We start from the raw sequence: 17589 nt of genomic DNA on the forward strand, positions 1-17589 counted from the left end.
GCGGTCAGCGCGGGATGATCGAGAAGAGGAACTTCTTCCGGATCATGTACCAGACGAGCAGGATGAGCGCCGTGTGGGTCGCGAAGCCGATCCAGCCGTTGGCCCAGTCGACGCCGGGGATCGACGCGATGGCCAGGGCGAAGAACACCTGCCAGACGAAGACGTAGAGGCTCGCCTGCCCGATCGGGATCCACAGCCAGCCGATCACCGTCGCGATCGGCTTCCAGAACACCGTGAGGATCGCGTACGAGACGATCGCGAAGAACGCGATGTCGACCAGTCGGCCCCACTGCAGGTCCACGCGCTGGTAGGCGGTGTTGTAGAGGTCGTCGTACATCGTCGCCGGGAACGGCACCGGGGCGAACCCGAAGTGGTTCGCCGCCCAGACGTAGACCAGGAACGCCGCGTACCCGCCGATCCCCACACCGACGAGCACCTTGCCGAGCCGCCCGGTCAACGAACCGATGATCTGCCGGCGGTAGTACCCGAGCACGAGACCGTGGGTGAACACGACCTGCCAGGTGAGCAGGGGGAACACGGCCTCGAACTGCGAGTTGAGCGGCCGGAAGTCCGGGTGCAGCGCCTGGAACACGTACAGCGCCCAGCTCACGACGAGCAGCGCCCACCAGTACCCGCGACGGATCACCCAGAGGAACGCGGGGATGAACAGGCTCAGCACCACGAAGAGCCCCATGATGTTGAACGGCCACGGCCCCATCTCGAGCAGCAGGAACTGTCGGATCGCGTACCAGGGCGGCGGGTAGGCCAACAGCTGCATCGCGTTCGGGTAGAGGTCGTAGACGCGGCCCTCGGCCCCCACGCCGCCGGTGCCGGTGCCGCGGTCGGTGAAGGTCGTGATGGCGTCGGTGTTCAGGAACGGGATGAAGCTCATCGCGAAGACCACCGCGATCACCCCGAGCGTGACGAGGTACTGCTTGCGCGCACGCTTCCACGCTCCGACCGCCGCCACCCACTCGCCGAACTTCTTGATGGCGAACGGGTACGTCATGCCGAGGACCATGCCGGACAGGAACACGAACATCTCCGCGCCCGTGATGGCCCCGACCGCGTGCAGCGTGATGTACGAGTACGGGCCGCCGATCTCGATGTGGGTGATCACCACGGCCAGGATGATGAAGCCGCGGAACAGGTCGAGCCGCAGGTCGCGCCCGGGCTTGCCGTCGTCGGGGTACCGCCAGCTCGGCAGCAGCCGCCCGACCAGCCCGCTCAGCAGGAACACGATCGCGAGTCCGACCGCGACCCAGACGATCCACGCCATCTGGTCGCCGCCGGTGTCGTACTGCTGATCGGTCGCGGCGTTGCCCTGCTGCGTCGTGACCCGCTCGGTGACCGGTCCGAAGGTGAAGTCGCCGGCACGGTCGAGGTCGGTGCGGAACGACCCGGCGATGCCCGGCACCGCGGTGTCCCGCCAGTCGGCGACGCGGTTGCCGGCCTCGGGTTCCCGGCGGTTCGTCTCGAGGAAGGTGACCCCGCGGATGAGTGGCCGGTCCTGCACGGCGGCGATGACCTGCCGCCACCAGCCCTGCTTCACCAGCAGTTCGGCGTCGCCACGACGGGTGTGGTCGTACAGCGCGCCGGTGTCGAGCAGCATCGACCGGTCACCCTGCAGCGCGAACCGGTCGTAGAAGCTGTCGGTCTGCTGCTGGTCGTAGCCCCAGGTCTCGTCGAACCGGGCCTCGACCTCGCCGGACGCGGGGACGTCGTTGCGGGTCAGCGGGACGTCGCGGCCGGCGGCCTCGGTCGCCTTGCCCTTGCCGAAGTAGTACATCGACAGGCCGACCCAGTCGACGGCGGACTCTCCGGGCCAGTACGGCTCGTAGGGGTCGTCGGCCGCGGTGAGCGCACCGTCGCCGTTGGTGTCGAGCTTCGCGACGTCGGTCGCGGAGAGGTCGGCCAGACGCCCGGCCGACTCGCCGAACGGGTACCCGGCGCCGTACGACGGGGACCACACCATGAGGGCGTCCGAGTCGCCGCCGTGCACGGCCGTCGCGAGGGCTCTGAACGCCCGGACGAACTGCGTCGGCTGCTGCCCCCAGCGCACCCACGTGCCGTTCATCTGCGGGGCGAACCGGACGAGGACCTGCGTGCCGTACTGGTCGCGGATCTCCTCGAACACGGTGTTCGCGGCCCGGGCGTCGGCGGCGTCGAGCGACCGGAGCGACTGCCCGGGTTCGAGGCTGACGACGAGGACCGCACCCTGGGTCGCCGCGGCCCGCGTCGCGCGGAGGAGCTCCTTGCGCGCGGGTCGGTCGAGCGGGTAGTCGACCTCGACGCCGTACATCGACGGCGTCGCGCCGAGCCGCCCCTCGTAGCCGGCGGGCGCGTCGGCGCCCCAGTCCAGGTCGGGGCCGAACCACCTCGAGCCCGACGCGGGCTCCTCTGCCGCGGCGGTGTGGACCGTCACGGCGGACGCCGGCAGCGCGCCACCGAGCAGGAGCGTCGCGATGGTGACGAGGACGGCGACCGCGCGGGCGGCCTGCAGTCTCACCGGTCGCACGCCAGCGTCCACACGTTGTGCCCGTGCTCGTGTCGGTGTTCGAGGCGGTCGAGTGCTGCGATGGCGAGCGCCAGGCCGCGGCCGCTCTCCTGCTCGACGTCGGCCATCGTCACGGCGGCGAGGTCGATGTCCACCGGCAGCCCGTTGTCGGTGAGCTCCGCGGTCAGGGAACGCTCGGTCGCTTCGAGGTGCACGGTGTACCGCCGACCGGTCGCCTGGTCGGCGCGCGTGGTGTGCTCGACGATGTTCGCGGCGACCTCGGCCAGCGCGGTCTCGAGCGAGAACCGCAGCCGGACGTCGTCGATGCCGAGCGCGTCCCACCACGCGCCGAAGCGGTCCTGGACCTCGTCGAGGGAGGCGGCCGTCGCGGCGACCTCGAACGTGGTGGGGTTCACAGTGGTCCTCCGGCGGTGCTCGACTCGTGTTCGGACTGGATGCCACCGCTCGGTCCCCGGTAGCGGACGGCGCGGATGACGATGCTGAAGATGAAGAGGTCGAAGACCACCCACGCGGTGTTCACGAGCGGTGCGATCCCCGACGCCTGCCCGGTGAGGTACCGGATCCCGATCAGGATCAGCGCCGCCACCAGGGCTCCCATCGCGATGAGCTGCGGCTTCACGAGGTCCCACCGCGGCTTCTGCTCGGTCTCGTCGCGGACCTTCGGTGTCACGCGGAACCCGAGCGGCTTGCCCCGGAAGACGTTCTCGAACGCACTCGTCACCGACTCGATCCAGACCGGGAACAGGGCGAGCGAGTACTGCTGGCCGCGCCACGTCGGTCTGCCTGCTGCCACCACCCAGAACAGCAGCTGGTTGAGCACGAGGAACGGGATGAGCCTGGCGAAGAAGTCGACGCTGTACGCCTGGACCGGCACGACGCCGAACGACAGGCAGAGCACCGGCGCGGCGATGTAGACGATCGCCGCGAAGCCGGACAGGTAGCTCCACATCGTGGAGAAGTACATGAGCCGCTGCCCCCACGACAGGCCCTTCTGCACGAGCGGGTTCTCGCGGAAGAAGACCTGCATCGTGCCCTGCGCCCAGCGGAGACGCTGCACGAGCATCGTCGGCAGGTCCTCCGGCGCCAGGCCCTTCGCCAGGATCTCGTCGTGGTACGCGGACTTCCAGCCGAGCCCGTGCAGGCGCATCGCGGTGGCCATGTCCTCGGTCACCGAGATCGTCGCCAGCGGCATGATCGGCTGGGCCTCGTCGTCGCGGTTGACGTCGAGCGCACGGGCGAGGACCGCGATCGACTCGATGGCCGCGACGGGTGAGGCGTCGCGGCGCCCGAGCACGTCGAGTGCGGCGTCGTCGAGACCGGCGAAGGTGTTGGCGTCGGTCGACATCGCCGCGAGTTCCTGCAGGTCGTTCCGCACCGACTCGAGGTCGGCGGCGGCGAACCGGTACGAGATCGCGTCGATCCCGCGCTGGAACGCGTACGTGACGTCGCCGAGCGGTTCGCCGGCGCGCACCTGGTCGCGGGCACGGTCGACGACGGCCTCGGCTTCGTCCAGGGCGCCGAGCACGCGCGGGTCCGTCTCGGTCTCGCGCGCTCGGGCCAGCAGTTTGCGGGAGGTCGTGATGGTGCGCTGCACCGATGCCTCGACCTCGACCACGTACCGCGAGATGCCGAGCTGCATGAGTGCCTCGCGCCGGAGGATCGCGTTCGACCCGCAGAAGAACGCCGCGTTCCAGCCGTCCTTCGACTGCTGGATCGGACCGTAGAACAGCGGCGCCTGGCTGCCCAGGAGGTCGGCATCGGGCACGTTCTCGAACCACTGCGGCGTCTGCACGAGCGCCATCCGGGGGTCCTTGAAGTAGCCGAGCGTGCGGTCGAGGATCGCCGGGTCCGGCACCTGGTCGGCGTCGAGGATGAGCAGGAACTCGCCCTGCGTCGCCAGCAGCGCGTTGTTGAGGTTCCCCGCCTTGGCGTGCCGGGGGCGGTCGACCCAGTCCGCGCCGCGCGTGATGACCCCGATGCCGAGCGACTCGGCGGCCGCGCGCATCTCCGGCCGGTTGCCGTCGTCGAGGATCCAGGTCTCGTGCGGGTGCGCGATGGCCTTCGCCGCCCGGGCGGTGCGGACGACGAGGTCGACGGGTTCGTTGTAGGTCGTGATGAAGACGTCGACGGTGACGTCGGTGGACGGCTTGGTCGGGGGCTCCCCGCGCTCCCGCAGACGCCAGGCGCCGATCGCGAAGAGCAGGGAGTCGATGACGCTGTAGGTCTCGGCGAGGATCAGCGGCACCGCGATCCACCACGAGTGCCAGTTCACCGAGGCGGCCCACCGCCACACCACGTAGTTCACCCCGGCGAGCGAGGCGAGGAGCGCGACGGTCCGCACGGTGACGAGTCGGCGCCGCGAGGTCCCGGTGGTCAGGCGACGGCGGTCCTGCCTGCTGACGTCGATCGCGGTCACCGGGTCGCCCCGTCCGCGGCGTCGCCGAACGTGCTGCGTCGCAAGCGTGCCTCCTGATCCGCCGGTCCCCCGGACACGGCGCGCGCCCGGGATGTGGTTCCGTCCGGCCGTCGGCGACGTGCGCCACCGGACCGTCCGTCCGCCTGCGGTCGTCGGGCACGACCTCGGCGTAGGGACCTGTCTACCGCAGCGGCCGGGGGTCTGTCAGGCGGCACACCCGATCTGGGGAGAGCAGTGCGGTCAGAGGACTGCGGTGAACCCGAGGTCGTCGGCGAGTCGCGCGATCACCTGGTCGAAGTAGGCCGCGGGGTCCGACACCGATCCGACGAAGTGACCGAAGAGCTCGAACGAGATCGTGCCGAAGACCGTGGACCAGGCCATCAGCGTGCGGACGACGACCTCGTCGGGCAGCACGATGCCGAGCTCGGCGAGCGTCGAGACGGCAGCCGCGACGGCGGCAGCCCCACCGGACGCGACCGACTGCCCGCCGGGCGCGACCGACTGCCCGCCAGATGCGACCGACTGCGCGCCGGACGCGACCGCCGGCGCCGTGGACGCGACCGCAGCCGGGCCGGGCGTGCCCGCGGAGGGCGATCCGGGCCTCCCGTCCGATCCGTCGTCCGACGCGACCGCGCACGCGTCCGCGCACGCGCCCGCGCACGTGACCGCGCACGCGTCCGCCACCACGCGCACGAGCGCGAACGTCGTCCGCGTCGCGGGCTCGACCGTCTCGCGCGGGGCGGCGTAGCCGGGCACGGGCGAGCCGTACAGCAGGGCGAAGTCGCCCGGGTGCGCCACCGACCACGTCCGGATCGCCCGGCAGACCGCGACCCACCGTGCACCCGGTTCTGGTCCGGCGTCGGTGTCCGCGTCCTCCACCGCTCGGCCGAGTTCGTCGTAGTCCGCGATGAGCAGGGCGGTGAGCAGGTCGTCGCGGCTCGGGAAGTAGCGGTACACCGCCGAGGAGACCATGCCGACGTCACGGGCGACGGCGCGGAGGCTGAGCTGACTCGGACCCTCCTCGGTCAGCCGTGCACGCGCCGCCGCGAGGATGTCTGCCGTGACCGTCTGCCGGGCGAGTGCGCGTGCCGTCTGTGCCATGCCGCCAGCCTGCCACGCGAGAGCACTGCACACAATCGAGAGCAGTGCTCTTGCACTTTCGCGCCGACCAGCGCATGCTGAGTTCCGAGAGCAGTGCTCTCGGAACACTCCGAGGAAAGCAGGGAACCATGTCGCAGCACCACGTCGTCATCGGCGCCGGCCCGGTGGGCCGCCACGTCGCAGCAGTCCTGGCCGGGCGCGGTGAACGGGTCACGGTCGCCACCCGCTCGGGTCGGGACACCGGCCTGGAGGCAGTGGGTCACGTCGCGCTCGACGCCTCCGATCCCGACGCACTCACCCGGGTGAGCGAGGGCGCTGCCGCGCTCTACAACTGCGCGAACCCGGGCGACTACACGCAGTGGGAGGCGACCTGGCCGCCGCTCGCGGCCTCGCTGCTCACGGCAGCCGAGCGGACCGGTGCCGTCTACGCCATCACCGGCAACCTGTACCCGTACGGCCCCGTCGAGGGCCCGATGCACCCCGGGACCCCTGATGCCGCGACCGACCACAAGGGCATCCTCCGCGCGCGACTCTGGGCCGACGCCCGGTCCGCGCACGAGGCCGGTCGGCTCCGCGCCGTCGAGGTCCGCGCCTCGGACTACGTCGGCCCCGGGATCGGCGAGAACGGGCACGTCACCCGGGTCCTCCCGGCGGCGCTGCGCGGGAAGGCCGTCACGATGATCGGCCGGACGGACCTGCCGCACACCTTCACCGACGTGCTCGACGTCGCGAGGACCCTCGTCGCCGCTGCCGACGACGAGACGGCGCACGGTCGGACGTGGATGGTGCCGAGCAACCCGCCCCGGTCGCAGCAGCAGGCGTTGACCGAGGTGCTCGCCTCGGCGGGGAAGCCGCCCGTCACCGTGCGCCGTCTGCCCGCCGGGGCGCTCCGGGCACTCGGGCTGGTGTCCCCGATGATGCGGGAGATGGCGCAGATGGCCTACCAGTGGACGGCGCCGTACGTGATCGACGACTCGGAGAGCCGGGCGCGCTTCGGGATCGAGCCCACGCCGTGGGACGAGGTCTGCCGCCGGACGGCCGAGGGCGTCGCCTGACCCGGGCGTCCCGTGGGTGGACGGCGGCGCGGGTGCGGGCTCTCACCCGCGCCCGCGCCCGGCCTCAGCCGACGAGCAGCCGCGAGTACTGCGCCGCGGACAGCTGCTTCGCAGCTCCCCCGGCAGCCGGCACCCGCCAGAGCCCCGTCGTCGGACCGCTGTCGACGTTCACGAACACGTCGCCGTCGGCGTCAGCAGCACCCGTGTTGGGGCCGCGCGACCCCGCCGTGAGTCCGGAGACCGGTCGGGTGGAGGTCCCGTTGCTCCCGACGACCCGCTTGTCCGGGATCGACCGGTCGACCTTGCACCCGGTCGGGCTCGTCGGGTACTCGGCCGGAGCCGTGCACCACTCGGCGGACTGCAGCAGCGAGAAGCCGTCGGCGTTGGCAGCCCCGTACTCGAACGCCAGTCGGGGCTCGATCGAGGTGAGTGCCGTGGCACCGGGCTTCAGCTGGTACCACGCCCACGAGCCTGCGCCACCGGGCGAGCGGATGTCGACGTAGACGTTGCCGTGCGAGTCGGCGAGGACCGCGGCCGGGTAGCCCACGCCGGAGCTGCCGGGCAGGGTGATGGTGCGTGCTGCCACCCCGGTTCCCTTGACGTACGGCGAGGACGAGGAGCCGCCGAGCACGACGACCCGTCCGTCGGGCGTGACGATCCAGAAGCGCTGGTCACCGCCGGTCGGGCGGCCTCCGAGGTCGAGGGCGACCTTCGCGGTGTGCGCACCCGACGGGAGTTCCTGCACGGCACCCGTCACCGAGTCCACCCAGTACAGGTTGCCGGCGTCGTCGGCCCGGAGGTCCTCGGTCAGGTGCAGGCCGGTCGCGACCGTGCGGACCGCGCCACCGTCGGCGGGGTGCACCCGGATCGCGGTGAGGTCAGCCGAGGGCGTGTAGACGTCGCCGTCGCCGTCCGCTGCGAAGCCTGCGCCGTCCGTGGCGACCGTGACCGGGGCGTCCGTGCCCGAGGTCGGGAAGCGCACCACGTCACCAGCGGCGTCGAGGGCGAAGAGCGACTGCGTGTCACCCGGGTCGGTCGGCGTCACGGGTGCGGAGGGCGCGGTGTACCGCACGGTCACGGCCTTGCCGCTGCCCTTCTTGCCGAGGGCGCGCACGGTGAACGAGTAGGTGGTGTCGGCGGTCAGGTGCGAGAAGCGGTCCGAACGCGCGTTGGCCGGCAGCTGGTCGACGTGCGGGCGGCCGTTGTGCCAGGTGCGCTTGACCGCGACCTTCCACCCGGTGACCTTCGCCCCGGACCTGGGGCTCGCCCAGCGGACGGTCGCACTGTCTGAGGCTCCGCTGACCTTGACGGAGGTCGGTGCTCCCGGCACCGACGACGAGGGGGCTGCCGTTGCCGGCGCCGCTCCCCCGATGACGAGCGCCGCCGCTGCTGCGACGGTGAGTAGTGCTCGGTACACGGTCGTTCCCCTGACTTCTCCGCGGCTCCCTGCGTCACGGCTCCGGGTATCACAGCACCGCGCGGGCGCGAGGGGAACCGGATCCGGCCCGATCTGCGGTTCCCCGCACCGCAAGCCTGCGGATGCGGGGACTGGAGACGACCGGACGACGGACGGGAGGTGGGCCCCACCAGCCGGTACCGGCGCACCGCGCCAGCGGGGCGACGGCCGTGCCTGGAGGGACGGTGCCAGCTGGCACCGTGCCTCCCGTCAGGAACTGGTCGCGTCCAGGACGCGGCGAGCGTCAGTAGCGCGGCTTGCGCTCCGGACGGTCGTCGCGGTCCCCGCGCGGGGCGCGGTCGCGGTCCTCGTAGCGGCGACCGCCACCACGGCGGTCCGGCTTGATCTCGATGAGCTTGCCGCTGATCCGGGTGTCGGTCAGACGGTCCAGCACGCTCGTGTCCATGTCGGCCGGCAGCTCGACGATGGAGAAGTCCGGCTGGATGCGGATCGCGCCGAAGTCGTCGCGGCGCAGGCCGCCCTCGTTCGCGAGCGCACCGACGATCTGGCGCGGCTCGACGCGGTGACGACGGCCGACCTCGATGCGGTACGCGGTCATCGGCTGCGAACGACGGGGACCACGGTCGCGGTCGCCACCACGGTCGCTGCGGGGTGCGCGGTCGTCACGACCACCGCGGTCGTCGCGCTCGCTGCGGCGGGCGTCGCGGTCCATCTGGGTGCGGAGTGCGTCGTCGGCTGCGGTCAGGAGCAGCGGCGAGTCGCCCTGCGCCACGACCGCCAGGGCAGCGGCGACGTCGTCCGAGGGGACGTCGTGGTGCTCGACGTAGTGCGCGATGACGTCACGGAAGGCGGCGATGCGGCCCTGGTCCTCGAGCGCCGCGGTGATGGCGTCGTCGAAGCGGGTCAGACGCGTCTCGTTGACGTCGTCGATCGTCGGCAGCTGCATCTGCGTGAGCGGCTGCTTGGTGTGACGCTCGATCGCGGACAGCAGACGACGCTCGCGCGGCGTGACGAAGCTGATCGAGTCACCCGAGCGGCCGGCACGACCGGTGCGGCCGATGCGGTGCACGTAGGACTCGATGTCGACGGGGATGTCGTAGTTCACGACGTGGGTGATGCGGTCGACGTCGAGGCCACGGGCGGCGACGTCGGTGGCGACCAGGATGTCGAGCTTGCCGGACTTCAGCTGGTTGACGGTCCGCTCACGCTGGGCCTGGGCGACGTCACCGCTGATGGCGGCTGCGGCGTAGCCACGGGCCCGGAGCTTCTCGGCCAGGGTCTCGGTCTCGCTCTTGGTGCGGACGAAGATGATCATGCCCTCGAAGTCCTCGACCTCGAGGATGCGGGTCAGGGCGTCGACCTTCTGCGGGTACGAGACCATCAGGTAGCGCTGCGTGATGTTCGCGGCGGTCTTCGTCTTGGTCTTGACGGTGATCTCGGCCGGGTCCGTCAGGTACTGCTGCGAGATGCGGCGGATCTGGGCGGGCATCGTCGCCGAGAACAGCGCGACCTGCTTGTCGTCGGGGGTGTCGGCGAGGATCGTCTCGACGTCCTCGGCGAAGCCCATCTTGAGCATCTCGTCGGCCTCGTCGAGGACCAGGTACTTCAGCTCGGACAGGTCGAGCGTGCCCTTCGCCAGGTGGTCCATGATGCGACCGGGGGTGCCGACGATGACGTCGACGCCGCGGCGCAGGGCGGACAGCTGCACGCCGTACGCCTGGCCGCCGTAGACGGGAAGGACGTGGACGTTCTTCATGTGCGACGCGAACTGCTCGAACGCCTCGCAGACCTGCAGGGCGAGCTCGCGCGTCGGGGACAGCACGAGGGCCTGCGGCTTCTTGCTGCCGGACTCCATGCGGGACAGGATCGGCAGCGCGAAGGCCGCGGTCTTGCCGGTTCCGGTCTGTGCGAGGCCGACGACGTCGCGGCCGTCGAGCAGGGTGGGGATGGTGGCTTCCTGGATGGCGGAAGGGGTCTCGTAGCCGATGTCCTTGACGGCCTTGAGCACAGCATCGCTCAGGCCGAGATCGGCGAAGGTCACCACGGGCCCCTCGTCGGTGGTCTCGGTGGTGGTGGCGGTGTCCGTGCTCATACGGAAACGGTATCTCGATTGTGAGGCGAGTAGTGACAGACTGGAGGATCGTGCCGGGGCCGGCCCGCGCCTCCAGGCCGCCGCCTGGTCACGTCACGGGCGCGTGGTACCGATCCCGAGGACCGCGTCGGCCCGGTCGTTCAACCGCGTGAGCATCTCCGCGAGCGAGCGCAACTCGTCCGAGGCGAACTCGCCGGTCAGGTCGTCGAAGACCTCGGCACCGGCGGCGTCGAGCTGGTCGAGCAGTCGCCGCCCAGCGGGCGCGAGCGACACGAGGGTGGCGCGGCCGTCCGCGGGATCGGGCGATCCGACCAGGTGTTCGGCCTCGACCAGCGAGGCGACCCGGCGGCTGATCACCGGTCGGGACAACCCGGTGGCGTCGGCGATCGCGGTCGCCCGGATCGGACCGTGGTCGGCGACGGCCCGAAGGATCACGCGTGCGGTCGGGTCGAGACCACCGCGTGACTCGATGAGCGAGGAGCGCAGGGTCTGTCGGACCCACAGCCGGTCGAGCTGGGATCGCAGGAGTCGCTCGGCGGTACGCCGGTCGTCGGTCACGCGCTCAGCGTAGCGGGCACATTTAGTTGCTTGCTGGAAGCAACAGATGTATCGTTGCGCGGTCTGCAAAGTTACACAGCCCGAAAAAGGAGTTCGATGACCGCCACCGCACCCGTCCCGGTGCAGCACGGCCGCCACTCGACGGAAGCCCCAGCAGCTTCCGGCGGGACCGGCCAGCAGCCGCTGATGACCCACCGCCAGATCCTCCTCGTGATCTACGGCCTGATGGCGGGCATGTTCCTGTCGTCCCTCGGCCAGACGGTGTTCGGCACGGCGATCCGCACGATCGGTGACGACCTGCACGGCCTCGACCAGCAGGCGTGGGTGACCACGGCGTACCTCATCACCTCGACGATCGCGACGCCGATCTACGGCAAGCTCTCCGACATCTTCGGCCGCCGCCCGCTGTACATCTTCGGCATCGTCGTCTTCATCCTCGGCGCCGTCCTGTCCTCGATGTCCACCTCGATGCTCATGCTCGCCGCGTTCCGCGCGGTGCAGGGCATCGGCGCCGGTGCGCTGATGTCGCTGCCGCTCGCGATCATGGGCGACATCCTCGCCCCGCGTGAGCGCGCCAAGTACCAGGGCTACTTCCTCGCCGTCTTCGGCATCTCGTCCGTCATCGGCCCGCTCATCGGTGGCCTGCTCGCCGGTTCCTCCGAGATCCTGTGGATCACCGGGTGGCGCTGGGTCCTGCTGATCAACGTCCCGATCGGCATCGCCGCACTCGTCATGGTCATCGTCTTCCTGCACCTGCCGAAGGTGCACGGAGCCGACGCCGCCAAGCCGAAGGTCGACTGGTGGGGCGCCACCGGCGTCATCGTCACCCTCGTCCCGCTCCTGCTCGTGGCCGAGCAGGGCCGCACCTGGGGCTGGGGCTCCCCCGGCGCGATCGCCTGCTACGTCGTCGGCGTCGTCGGCCTGATCGGTCTGCTCCTCATCGAGTCGAAGATGGGCGACGCGGCGATCATCCCGCTGAAGCTCTTCCGCTCGGGCACGTTCTCGATGGCGACCGTCATCGGCTTCCTGGTCGGCTTCGCCATGTTCGGCGCCATGCTCACGATCCCGCTGTACCTGCAGATCGTCGTCGGCCTCACCCCGACCGAGTCCGGCTTCGCGACGCTGCCCCTGGTCGGCGGCCTGATGATCGCCTCGATCACCTCCGGCCAGATCGTCGCCCGCGTCGGCCGCTACCGGATCTTCCCGGTCATCGGCACCGCGCTGGTGTCCGCCGGCTACGTCGTGCTGACCTTCATGTCCATCGACAAGCCGCTCTGGTTCCTGATGATCGGCATGTTCCTCATCGGTCTCGGGCTCGGCTCGGTCATGCAGTCGCTGACCCTGGCCTCGCAGGGCTCCGTCGAGGCCCGTGACATGGGTGTCGCCACGTCGTCCGCGACGTTCTTCCGCCAGATCGGTGGGACGCTCGGCACCGCCGTGCTGCTGTCCATCCTGTTCTCGGTGATGCCGTCGAACATCCTGCACGCCACCGCGAACGAGAAGGACCTGAACGCCGCACTCGACGCCGCCACGAACCCGACCGTGGCGAGCGCCCAGCGGAACGCCGGCGCGATGGACAAGATCTGGACGCCGATCGTCACCCCGCTCGAGCAGGGCATCCAGCAGCAGCTCGACGCCGCGTCCGCGAAGGCCACGAAGGCCGCAGACGCCGCGGTCACCGAGCAGGTCACCGCCGCCGTGCAGCAGCAGGTCGCCGCCGGCACCGTGCCGGCCGCCGCAGCGCAGACCGTCATCGACCAGCAGGTCGCAGCGGCCACGCCGGCCGCCGAGCGGTCCGCGCTCGAGCAGGTCGCGGACGGGGCGCACGCCTCGGTGCAGGACGGCACGGTCGTCGTGGACTGGTCGGACGCCGCACAGCGCACCTACTGGGTCGACCAGGTCACGCCCGACCTGGCGAAGCAGATCGCGGACGGCGACGGGGACAGTTCGAGCACCGCGTCGACGAACGACACCTCGTTCCTGACGGGTGCCGACAGCGCCCTGACCCGCCCCTTCATGGCCGGGTTCAACGCCTCGTCGGTGACGATCTACTGGGTCGGGCTCGGCGTGATCCTGCTCGCGTTCGTCCTCACCTGGTTCTTCCGGGTGCCGCCGCTCCGTCAGCGCTCCGCACTGCAGGAGCGGGCCGACCTGTCCGCCGAGGCGCAGCTCGAGGCCGAGGCCGGTCTCGCCGCTGCCGAGGCGGGCTCGTTCACCGGTCCGATGACCGGATCCACACCGACCCAGCGTCGGTGATCGACCGGGCCGTCCGTGCCGTGTCCCCTTTCCGGCACGGGCGGCCCTCCACCCCTCCCCGTCGTTCCAGGAGTGTCCCGTGACCCCCACCGCAGCACCGCAGGCGGTCGCCGCCGCAGCGCCGCAGGCCCCCGATCCGGCCGACGCACCGTGCACCCTCCGGGAGCGCAAGAAGCAGCAGACCCGCCAGGCCATCCACGATGCTGCACTGACGCTCGTCTCCGCGCACGGCCTGGACGGCGTCACCATCGAGCAGATCTGCGCCGACGCCGACGTCTCCCCGCGGACCTTCTTCAACTACTTCACCTCGAAGGCGCACGCCGCGCTCGGCCTCGACACCGTCGAGGTGCCCGAGCGCACCGCCTCGTGGTTCACCCAGGCCGACGGGCACCTCGTCGAGGACGTCTGCACCCTCGTCGCCAGCACGATCCCGCTCTCCCAGGACCGCCGACGGATGAAGGAGCTCCTCGTGCTGCGGCCCGAGATGAGCTCGATGGTCATGCAGTGGATGGCCGAGTCCCGCCAGGCCCTGCTCACCCTGGTCGGCACGCGCACCGACGAGCAGACCGCGCGGACGGTGGTGACGCTCGTGATGTCGGCACTCAGCGAGGTCGCGCACCGTGTCACCGTCCAGGGCAACGACGAGCTCGCCGAGCGCCTGGTCGCGGTCGTGCGCGAGATGGTGACGCTCGCATCCTGACCGGCTGACCGGCAGACGGACGAACGACGGCCGGGAGGCACGTCACGAGTCCGCAACGCACGCTGCGGTCCCGCGGTGCGGGAATGCGGCAACCCGCGGGGCTGCGCGGACCCACAGGTCGCGTTCGGCATCCCGCAGGACTCCTCCGAGGTCCCTCGAAGCATGCCTACGCTCACGGCACTGGCCGTACCCGACGGTCGGTTCCGGCTGTCCCGACAGCCGGCTCAGCGTCGAGGAGCCCAACCCGATGAAGCACCGTCCGAGCTGTCGCACCGCAGCCCTCATCACCGCAGCGACCGGGACCGTCCTGGTCACGAGCGCGTTCGGCGTCATCCCCGCGATGGCCGCCACGTCCACGTCGTCCGTGTCGTCGGCGTCCGTTTCGACGTCCGCGTCGTCGTCTGTGTCGTCGTCGTCTGCATCGTCGTCGTCTGCGTCGTCGTCGTCTGCGTCGTCGTCGTCCACCGCGGCGTCCACTCCCGAGCCGACGCCGTCGGTCAGCCCGGCCACGCCCGCAGCTCCGACTCCCACGTCGTCGGCTGCACCCACGGCACCTGCGACTCCCGAGGCCGCTGCTCCCACCACGAGCCCGGCTCCCGCTCGGGAGTCCACCGCTCCGGCACCGACCGCTGCGCCCAGCACCCCCGCGACCCGGACCCCGGCTCCGGCTCCGGTGAAGACTCCGGCTCCCGCGAAGACCACACCCGCGAAGCCGGTGGACCGCGGCGGGAAGGACCACGCCCAGGCGCCGTCCTACGCGACGGCCTCGTCCCAGGCCTCCCCCGTCGTCCTGCCGACCGTGCAGGCCGGCCAGACCTTCACCGCCGACCTGCGCGCACAGCACGCGGACGGCGCGACCTACACGATGACCACGGTCGAGGGTGGCGCCGTCGTCCTGCCCGAGGGACTCTGGTTCCACCACGGTGTGCTCGGTGGCGTGCCGGCCACCGCGGGTACCTTCACCGCGCTCGTCACCGCCACGAACGACTGCGGCTCGGCGTCGCAGTGGATCCGCATCACCGTGGAGCCCACCGATGCCCGGCACCTCGCGGCCGCGGTGTTCGCCGTGCCCGCTGCCTCGGACGGCTCGTGGACGTGGATCACCGAGGACGGCACGGCGTCCCCCGCGCCGATCCAGGTCGACCAGGGCGGGTCGATCACCGTCGTCCCGTGGGCGTACGACGCGCACTGGAACCGCATCGACGTCGGTGACCGTGCCGAGTTGACGTCCGACGTCGACAGCGACGTGATCACGCGGACCGACGGCGGCTTCACCGTCACGTTCACCCACGCGTCACCGCACAACCTGATGCTGAGCGTCGACGGCCTGTGCACGGACTTCGTCGTCGAGGTGGTCCCGACCACGACCCCGACGGAGCCGACGACGCCCACGACCCCGACCACGCCGACCACCCCGGTCACGCCGACGACGCCGGTCACCCCGACCACGCCGACGACCCCGACCACGCCGACGGTCACCCCGACCGTCCCGGTGGCCGTCCCGTCCTCGCCGATCGCACCGACCGCCGTCCGGGTCACGACGACCACCTCGGCGGCCCTCGCCCCGGTGGCGACCGCGACTCCCGTGGCCGGAACGCAGCAGCTCGCCTACACCGGAGCCGACACGACGACCCCGCTCGGATGGGCCGCCGGGCTCCTCGCAGCCGGAGCCGCACTGCTCGGCATCCGACTGTTCCGTCGCAGCCGCCACCGCGGCTGACCTGGACCGCGGCCGAGGACCCGTCGGCCGTCTGGACCACAGCGGGGCGTGCAACGGCGCACGCCCCGCTGTGGTGTGCGGCGCACGCCCCGCTGTGGTGTGCAACGACGCTGTGGTGCAACGACGCTGGTGTGCAACGACGCTGTGGTGTGCAACGACGCTGTGGTGTGCAACGACGCTGTGGTGTGCAACGACGCTGTCCCGCGGCGTCGCGGCCGTCGAGATCAGGCGTGCGCGAGCGGGTCGTGCTGCTCGGCGGTCGCGTCCGTTGCCGTGGTCGAACGGCTGAGGTGCTCGGAGGCCTCGTCGGCGGCCAGCAGCGCGCGGCCCGCAGCCGTCGCGTACTCGTAGGCGTCCGGTCCGACGAGCAGCCGGAGGGGCGGCTCGTCCATCGCGACCACCCGGAGCACGAGCTCCGCGACGAGGTCCGGGTGGCTCGCCCCGATCGCGGTCCCGCCGTGCATCCGAGCGGCCATCCCGACGGTCGGCTCGTACTCGGCCCGGATCGGGTCGACGCGCATCGACGATCCCGCCCAGTCCGTGCGCATCCCGCCCGGCTCGAGCACGGTGACCCGGATGCCGAGCGGCCCGACCTCCTGCGCGAGCACCGACGAGAACCCGCCGACGGCCCACTTCGCGGTCTGGTACGCGCCGAGCCCCGGGGTCGCGAGTCGCCCACCGACCGACGACACCTGGACGACGTGCCCGGCACCCTGCTCCCGCATCACCGGCAGCGCCGCCTGGGTCAGGTTCACGACCCCGAACAGGTTCGTCTCGACCTGCGCACGGAAGTCGGTGGGAGCGACGTCCTCGATGCTCGCGAGGTTCGCGTAGCCGGCGTTGTTCACCAGCACGTCGAGGCGGCCGAACCGGTCGACGGCCGTGCGCACCGCGGACCGGGCAGCACCGGCGTCGGTGACGTCGAGCGACACCGGGACGAGCGCTGCGCCCTCGGGCACGGTGACGTCGTCGAGGGAGTGCAGGTCACGGACGCCGGCGACCACCTGGTGGCCGGCGGCGAGTGCCGCGAGGACGATCGAACGGCCGAGACCACGGGAGGCGCCGGTGACGAGGAAGACGGACATGAGCGGTTCCTAACTGACTGGTTGGTTGACTACTCCGCTCATGGAACACCCGCACGGCAGCGTTGTCAACCATCTGGTTGATAGAGTGGCCTCGTGCCCATGCCCCGCGATGCCGACGCCACCCGCGCCAGGCTCCTGCTCGCCGCCCGCGACGAGTTCGCCGCCGTCGGCATCGCCGGTGCCCGCGTCGACCGGATCGCCGCGGCCGCCGCCAGCAACAAGGCGCAGATCTACCACTACTTCGGCAGCAAGGACGGCCTGTTCGACGCGGTCTTCGACGCGATGGTCGCGGAGACGCTGGACGAGGTCACGATCGACCCCGAGGACCTGCCGGAGTACGCCGGCCGGTTGCACGACTCCTACACGCACCGTCCGTGGGTGCAGCGGCTCGCGACCTGGTACCGGCTCGAGCGGGGCGACTCGCAGCACCCGATCGAGGCCGTCGTGCGGAGCAACGCCGCGAAGCTCGAGGCCATCGTCGGCGCACAGCGCGCGGGCACCCTGCCGAGCACCTTCGACGCCGCGGAGCTCCTGGGTCTCGTGATCCACACCGCTGCCCTCTGGAGCGGAGCGACGCCGGAGTACACGGCGCTCACGGACACCGTCGCCGCTGATCGACGGCGGGACGTGGTCGTCGCCGCGGTCGCCGCCGTCGTGCGCGCCTGACGCCG

The 17589-nt window shown here is 71.3% G+C and carries 14 protein-coding genes; 5 read left to right on the forward strand and 9 right to left on the reverse strand.

The window, feature by feature from the left end:
• Window positions 1-4: 4 nt before the first annotated feature.
• From opgC to EDF19_RS03150, 4 genes are all read right to left on the reverse strand, one after another.
• Window positions 5-2509: an OpgC domain-containing protein gene (gene opgC, locus EDF19_RS03135; RefSeq protein ID WP_148071017.1), complete on the reverse strand. Its 2505-nt coding sequence runs from the start codon at window positions 2507-2509 to the stop codon at window positions 5-7.
• Complete coding sequence (locus tag EDF19_RS03140; protein ID WP_185022643.1) at window positions 2506-2913, reverse strand: ATP-binding protein; 408 nt, start codon at window positions 2911-2913, stop codon at window positions 2506-2508. The genes opgC and EDF19_RS03140 overlap by 4 nt, the downstream gene beginning before the upstream one ends.
• On the reverse strand, window positions 2910-4859 hold the full coding sequence (locus tag EDF19_RS03145) for a glycosyltransferase (protein ID WP_260216960.1): 1950 nt from the start codon (window positions 4857-4859) through the stop codon (window positions 2910-2912). The genes EDF19_RS03140 and EDF19_RS03145 overlap by 4 nt, the downstream gene beginning before the upstream one ends.
• A gap of 315 nt (window positions 4860-5174) precedes the next feature.
• Window positions 5175-6035 carry a TetR/AcrR family transcriptional regulator gene (locus EDF19_RS03150; protein ID WP_123679445.1) on the reverse strand — a complete coding sequence of 287 codons (861 nt, stop codon included), beginning with the start codon at window positions 6033-6035 and terminating at the stop codon, window positions 5175-5177.
• Window positions 6036-6163: 128 nt separating this feature from the next.
• Here EDF19_RS03150 and EDF19_RS03155 point away from each other — a divergent pair, with 128 nt between their 5' ends.
• On the forward strand, window positions 6164-7090 hold the full coding sequence (locus tag EDF19_RS03155; protein WP_123679446.1) for an NAD-dependent epimerase/dehydratase family protein: 927 nt from the start codon (window positions 6164-6166) through the stop codon (window positions 7088-7090).
• 64 nt (window positions 7091-7154) lie between these two features.
• Here EDF19_RS03155 and EDF19_RS03160 read toward each other — a convergent pair whose 3' ends face one another.
• The 3 genes from EDF19_RS03160 to EDF19_RS18970 form a co-directional block, all read right to left on the reverse strand.
• Complete coding sequence (locus EDF19_RS03160) at window positions 7155-8507, reverse strand: fibronectin type III domain-containing protein (RefSeq protein ID WP_185022644.1); 1353 nt, start codon at window positions 8505-8507, stop codon at window positions 7155-7157.
• A gap of 283 nt (window positions 8508-8790) precedes the next feature.
• The gene (locus tag EDF19_RS03165; RefSeq protein ID WP_123679448.1) at window positions 8791-10599 is read right to left on the reverse strand and encodes a DEAD/DEAH box helicase; all 1809 of its coding nucleotides are present in this window, start codon (window positions 10597-10599) and stop codon (window positions 8791-8793) included.
• 93 nt (window positions 10600-10692) lie between these two features.
• Window positions 10693-11157, reverse strand: coding sequence for a MarR family winged helix-turn-helix transcriptional regulator (locus EDF19_RS18970; RefSeq protein ID WP_185022645.1), 465 nt, complete (start codon window positions 11155-11157; stop codon window positions 10693-10695).
• Between the two features lie 96 nt (window positions 11158-11253).
• Between EDF19_RS18970 and EDF19_RS03175 the strand changes: the two genes are divergently transcribed.
• A complete protein-coding gene (locus tag EDF19_RS03175; RefSeq protein WP_123679449.1) occupies window positions 11254-13413 on the forward strand; it encodes an MDR family MFS transporter in 2160 nt (719 codons plus the stop codon).
• A gap of 79 nt (window positions 13414-13492) precedes the next feature.
• Window positions 13493-14113 (forward strand): TetR/AcrR family transcriptional regulator, encoded by a 621-nt coding sequence (locus EDF19_RS03180; protein ID WP_123679450.1) that lies wholly within the window; start codon window positions 13493-13495, stop codon window positions 14111-14113.
• Between the two features lie 42 nt (window positions 14114-14155).
• Here the strand turns inward: EDF19_RS03180 and EDF19_RS03185 are convergent, their stop codons facing one another.
• Complete coding sequence (locus EDF19_RS03185; RefSeq protein WP_148071019.1) at window positions 14156-14623, reverse strand: hypothetical protein; 468 nt, start codon at window positions 14621-14623, stop codon at window positions 14156-14158.
• A gap of 163 nt (window positions 14624-14786) precedes the next feature.
• Here EDF19_RS03185 and EDF19_RS18975 point away from each other — a divergent pair, with 163 nt between their 5' ends.
• Window positions 14787-15833 carry a hypothetical protein gene (locus tag EDF19_RS18975; protein ID WP_185022646.1) on the forward strand — a complete coding sequence of 349 codons (1047 nt, stop codon included), beginning with the start codon at window positions 14787-14789 and terminating at the stop codon, window positions 15831-15833.
• A 224-nt stretch (window positions 15834-16057) separates the two neighbouring features.
• On the opposite strand, the gene EDF19_RS03200 is transcribed toward EDF19_RS18975, so the two are convergent.
• Window positions 16058-16918: an SDR family NAD(P)-dependent oxidoreductase gene (locus tag EDF19_RS03200; protein WP_123679454.1), complete on the reverse strand. Its 861-nt coding sequence runs from the start codon at window positions 16916-16918 to the stop codon at window positions 16058-16060.
• 99 nt (window positions 16919-17017) lie between these two features.
• Between EDF19_RS03200 and EDF19_RS03205 the strand changes: the two genes are divergently transcribed.
• Window positions 17018-17584: a TetR family transcriptional regulator gene (locus tag EDF19_RS03205; protein ID WP_123679455.1), complete on the forward strand. Its 567-nt coding sequence runs from the start codon at window positions 17018-17020 to the stop codon at window positions 17582-17584.
• Window positions 17585-17589: the final 5 nt, after the last annotated feature.

Origin of the sequence: Curtobacterium sp. PhB115, assembly GCF_003752025.1 — a bacterium.
Classification (GTDB): Bacteria; Actinomycetota; Actinomycetes; order Actinomycetales; family Microbacteriaceae; genus Curtobacterium.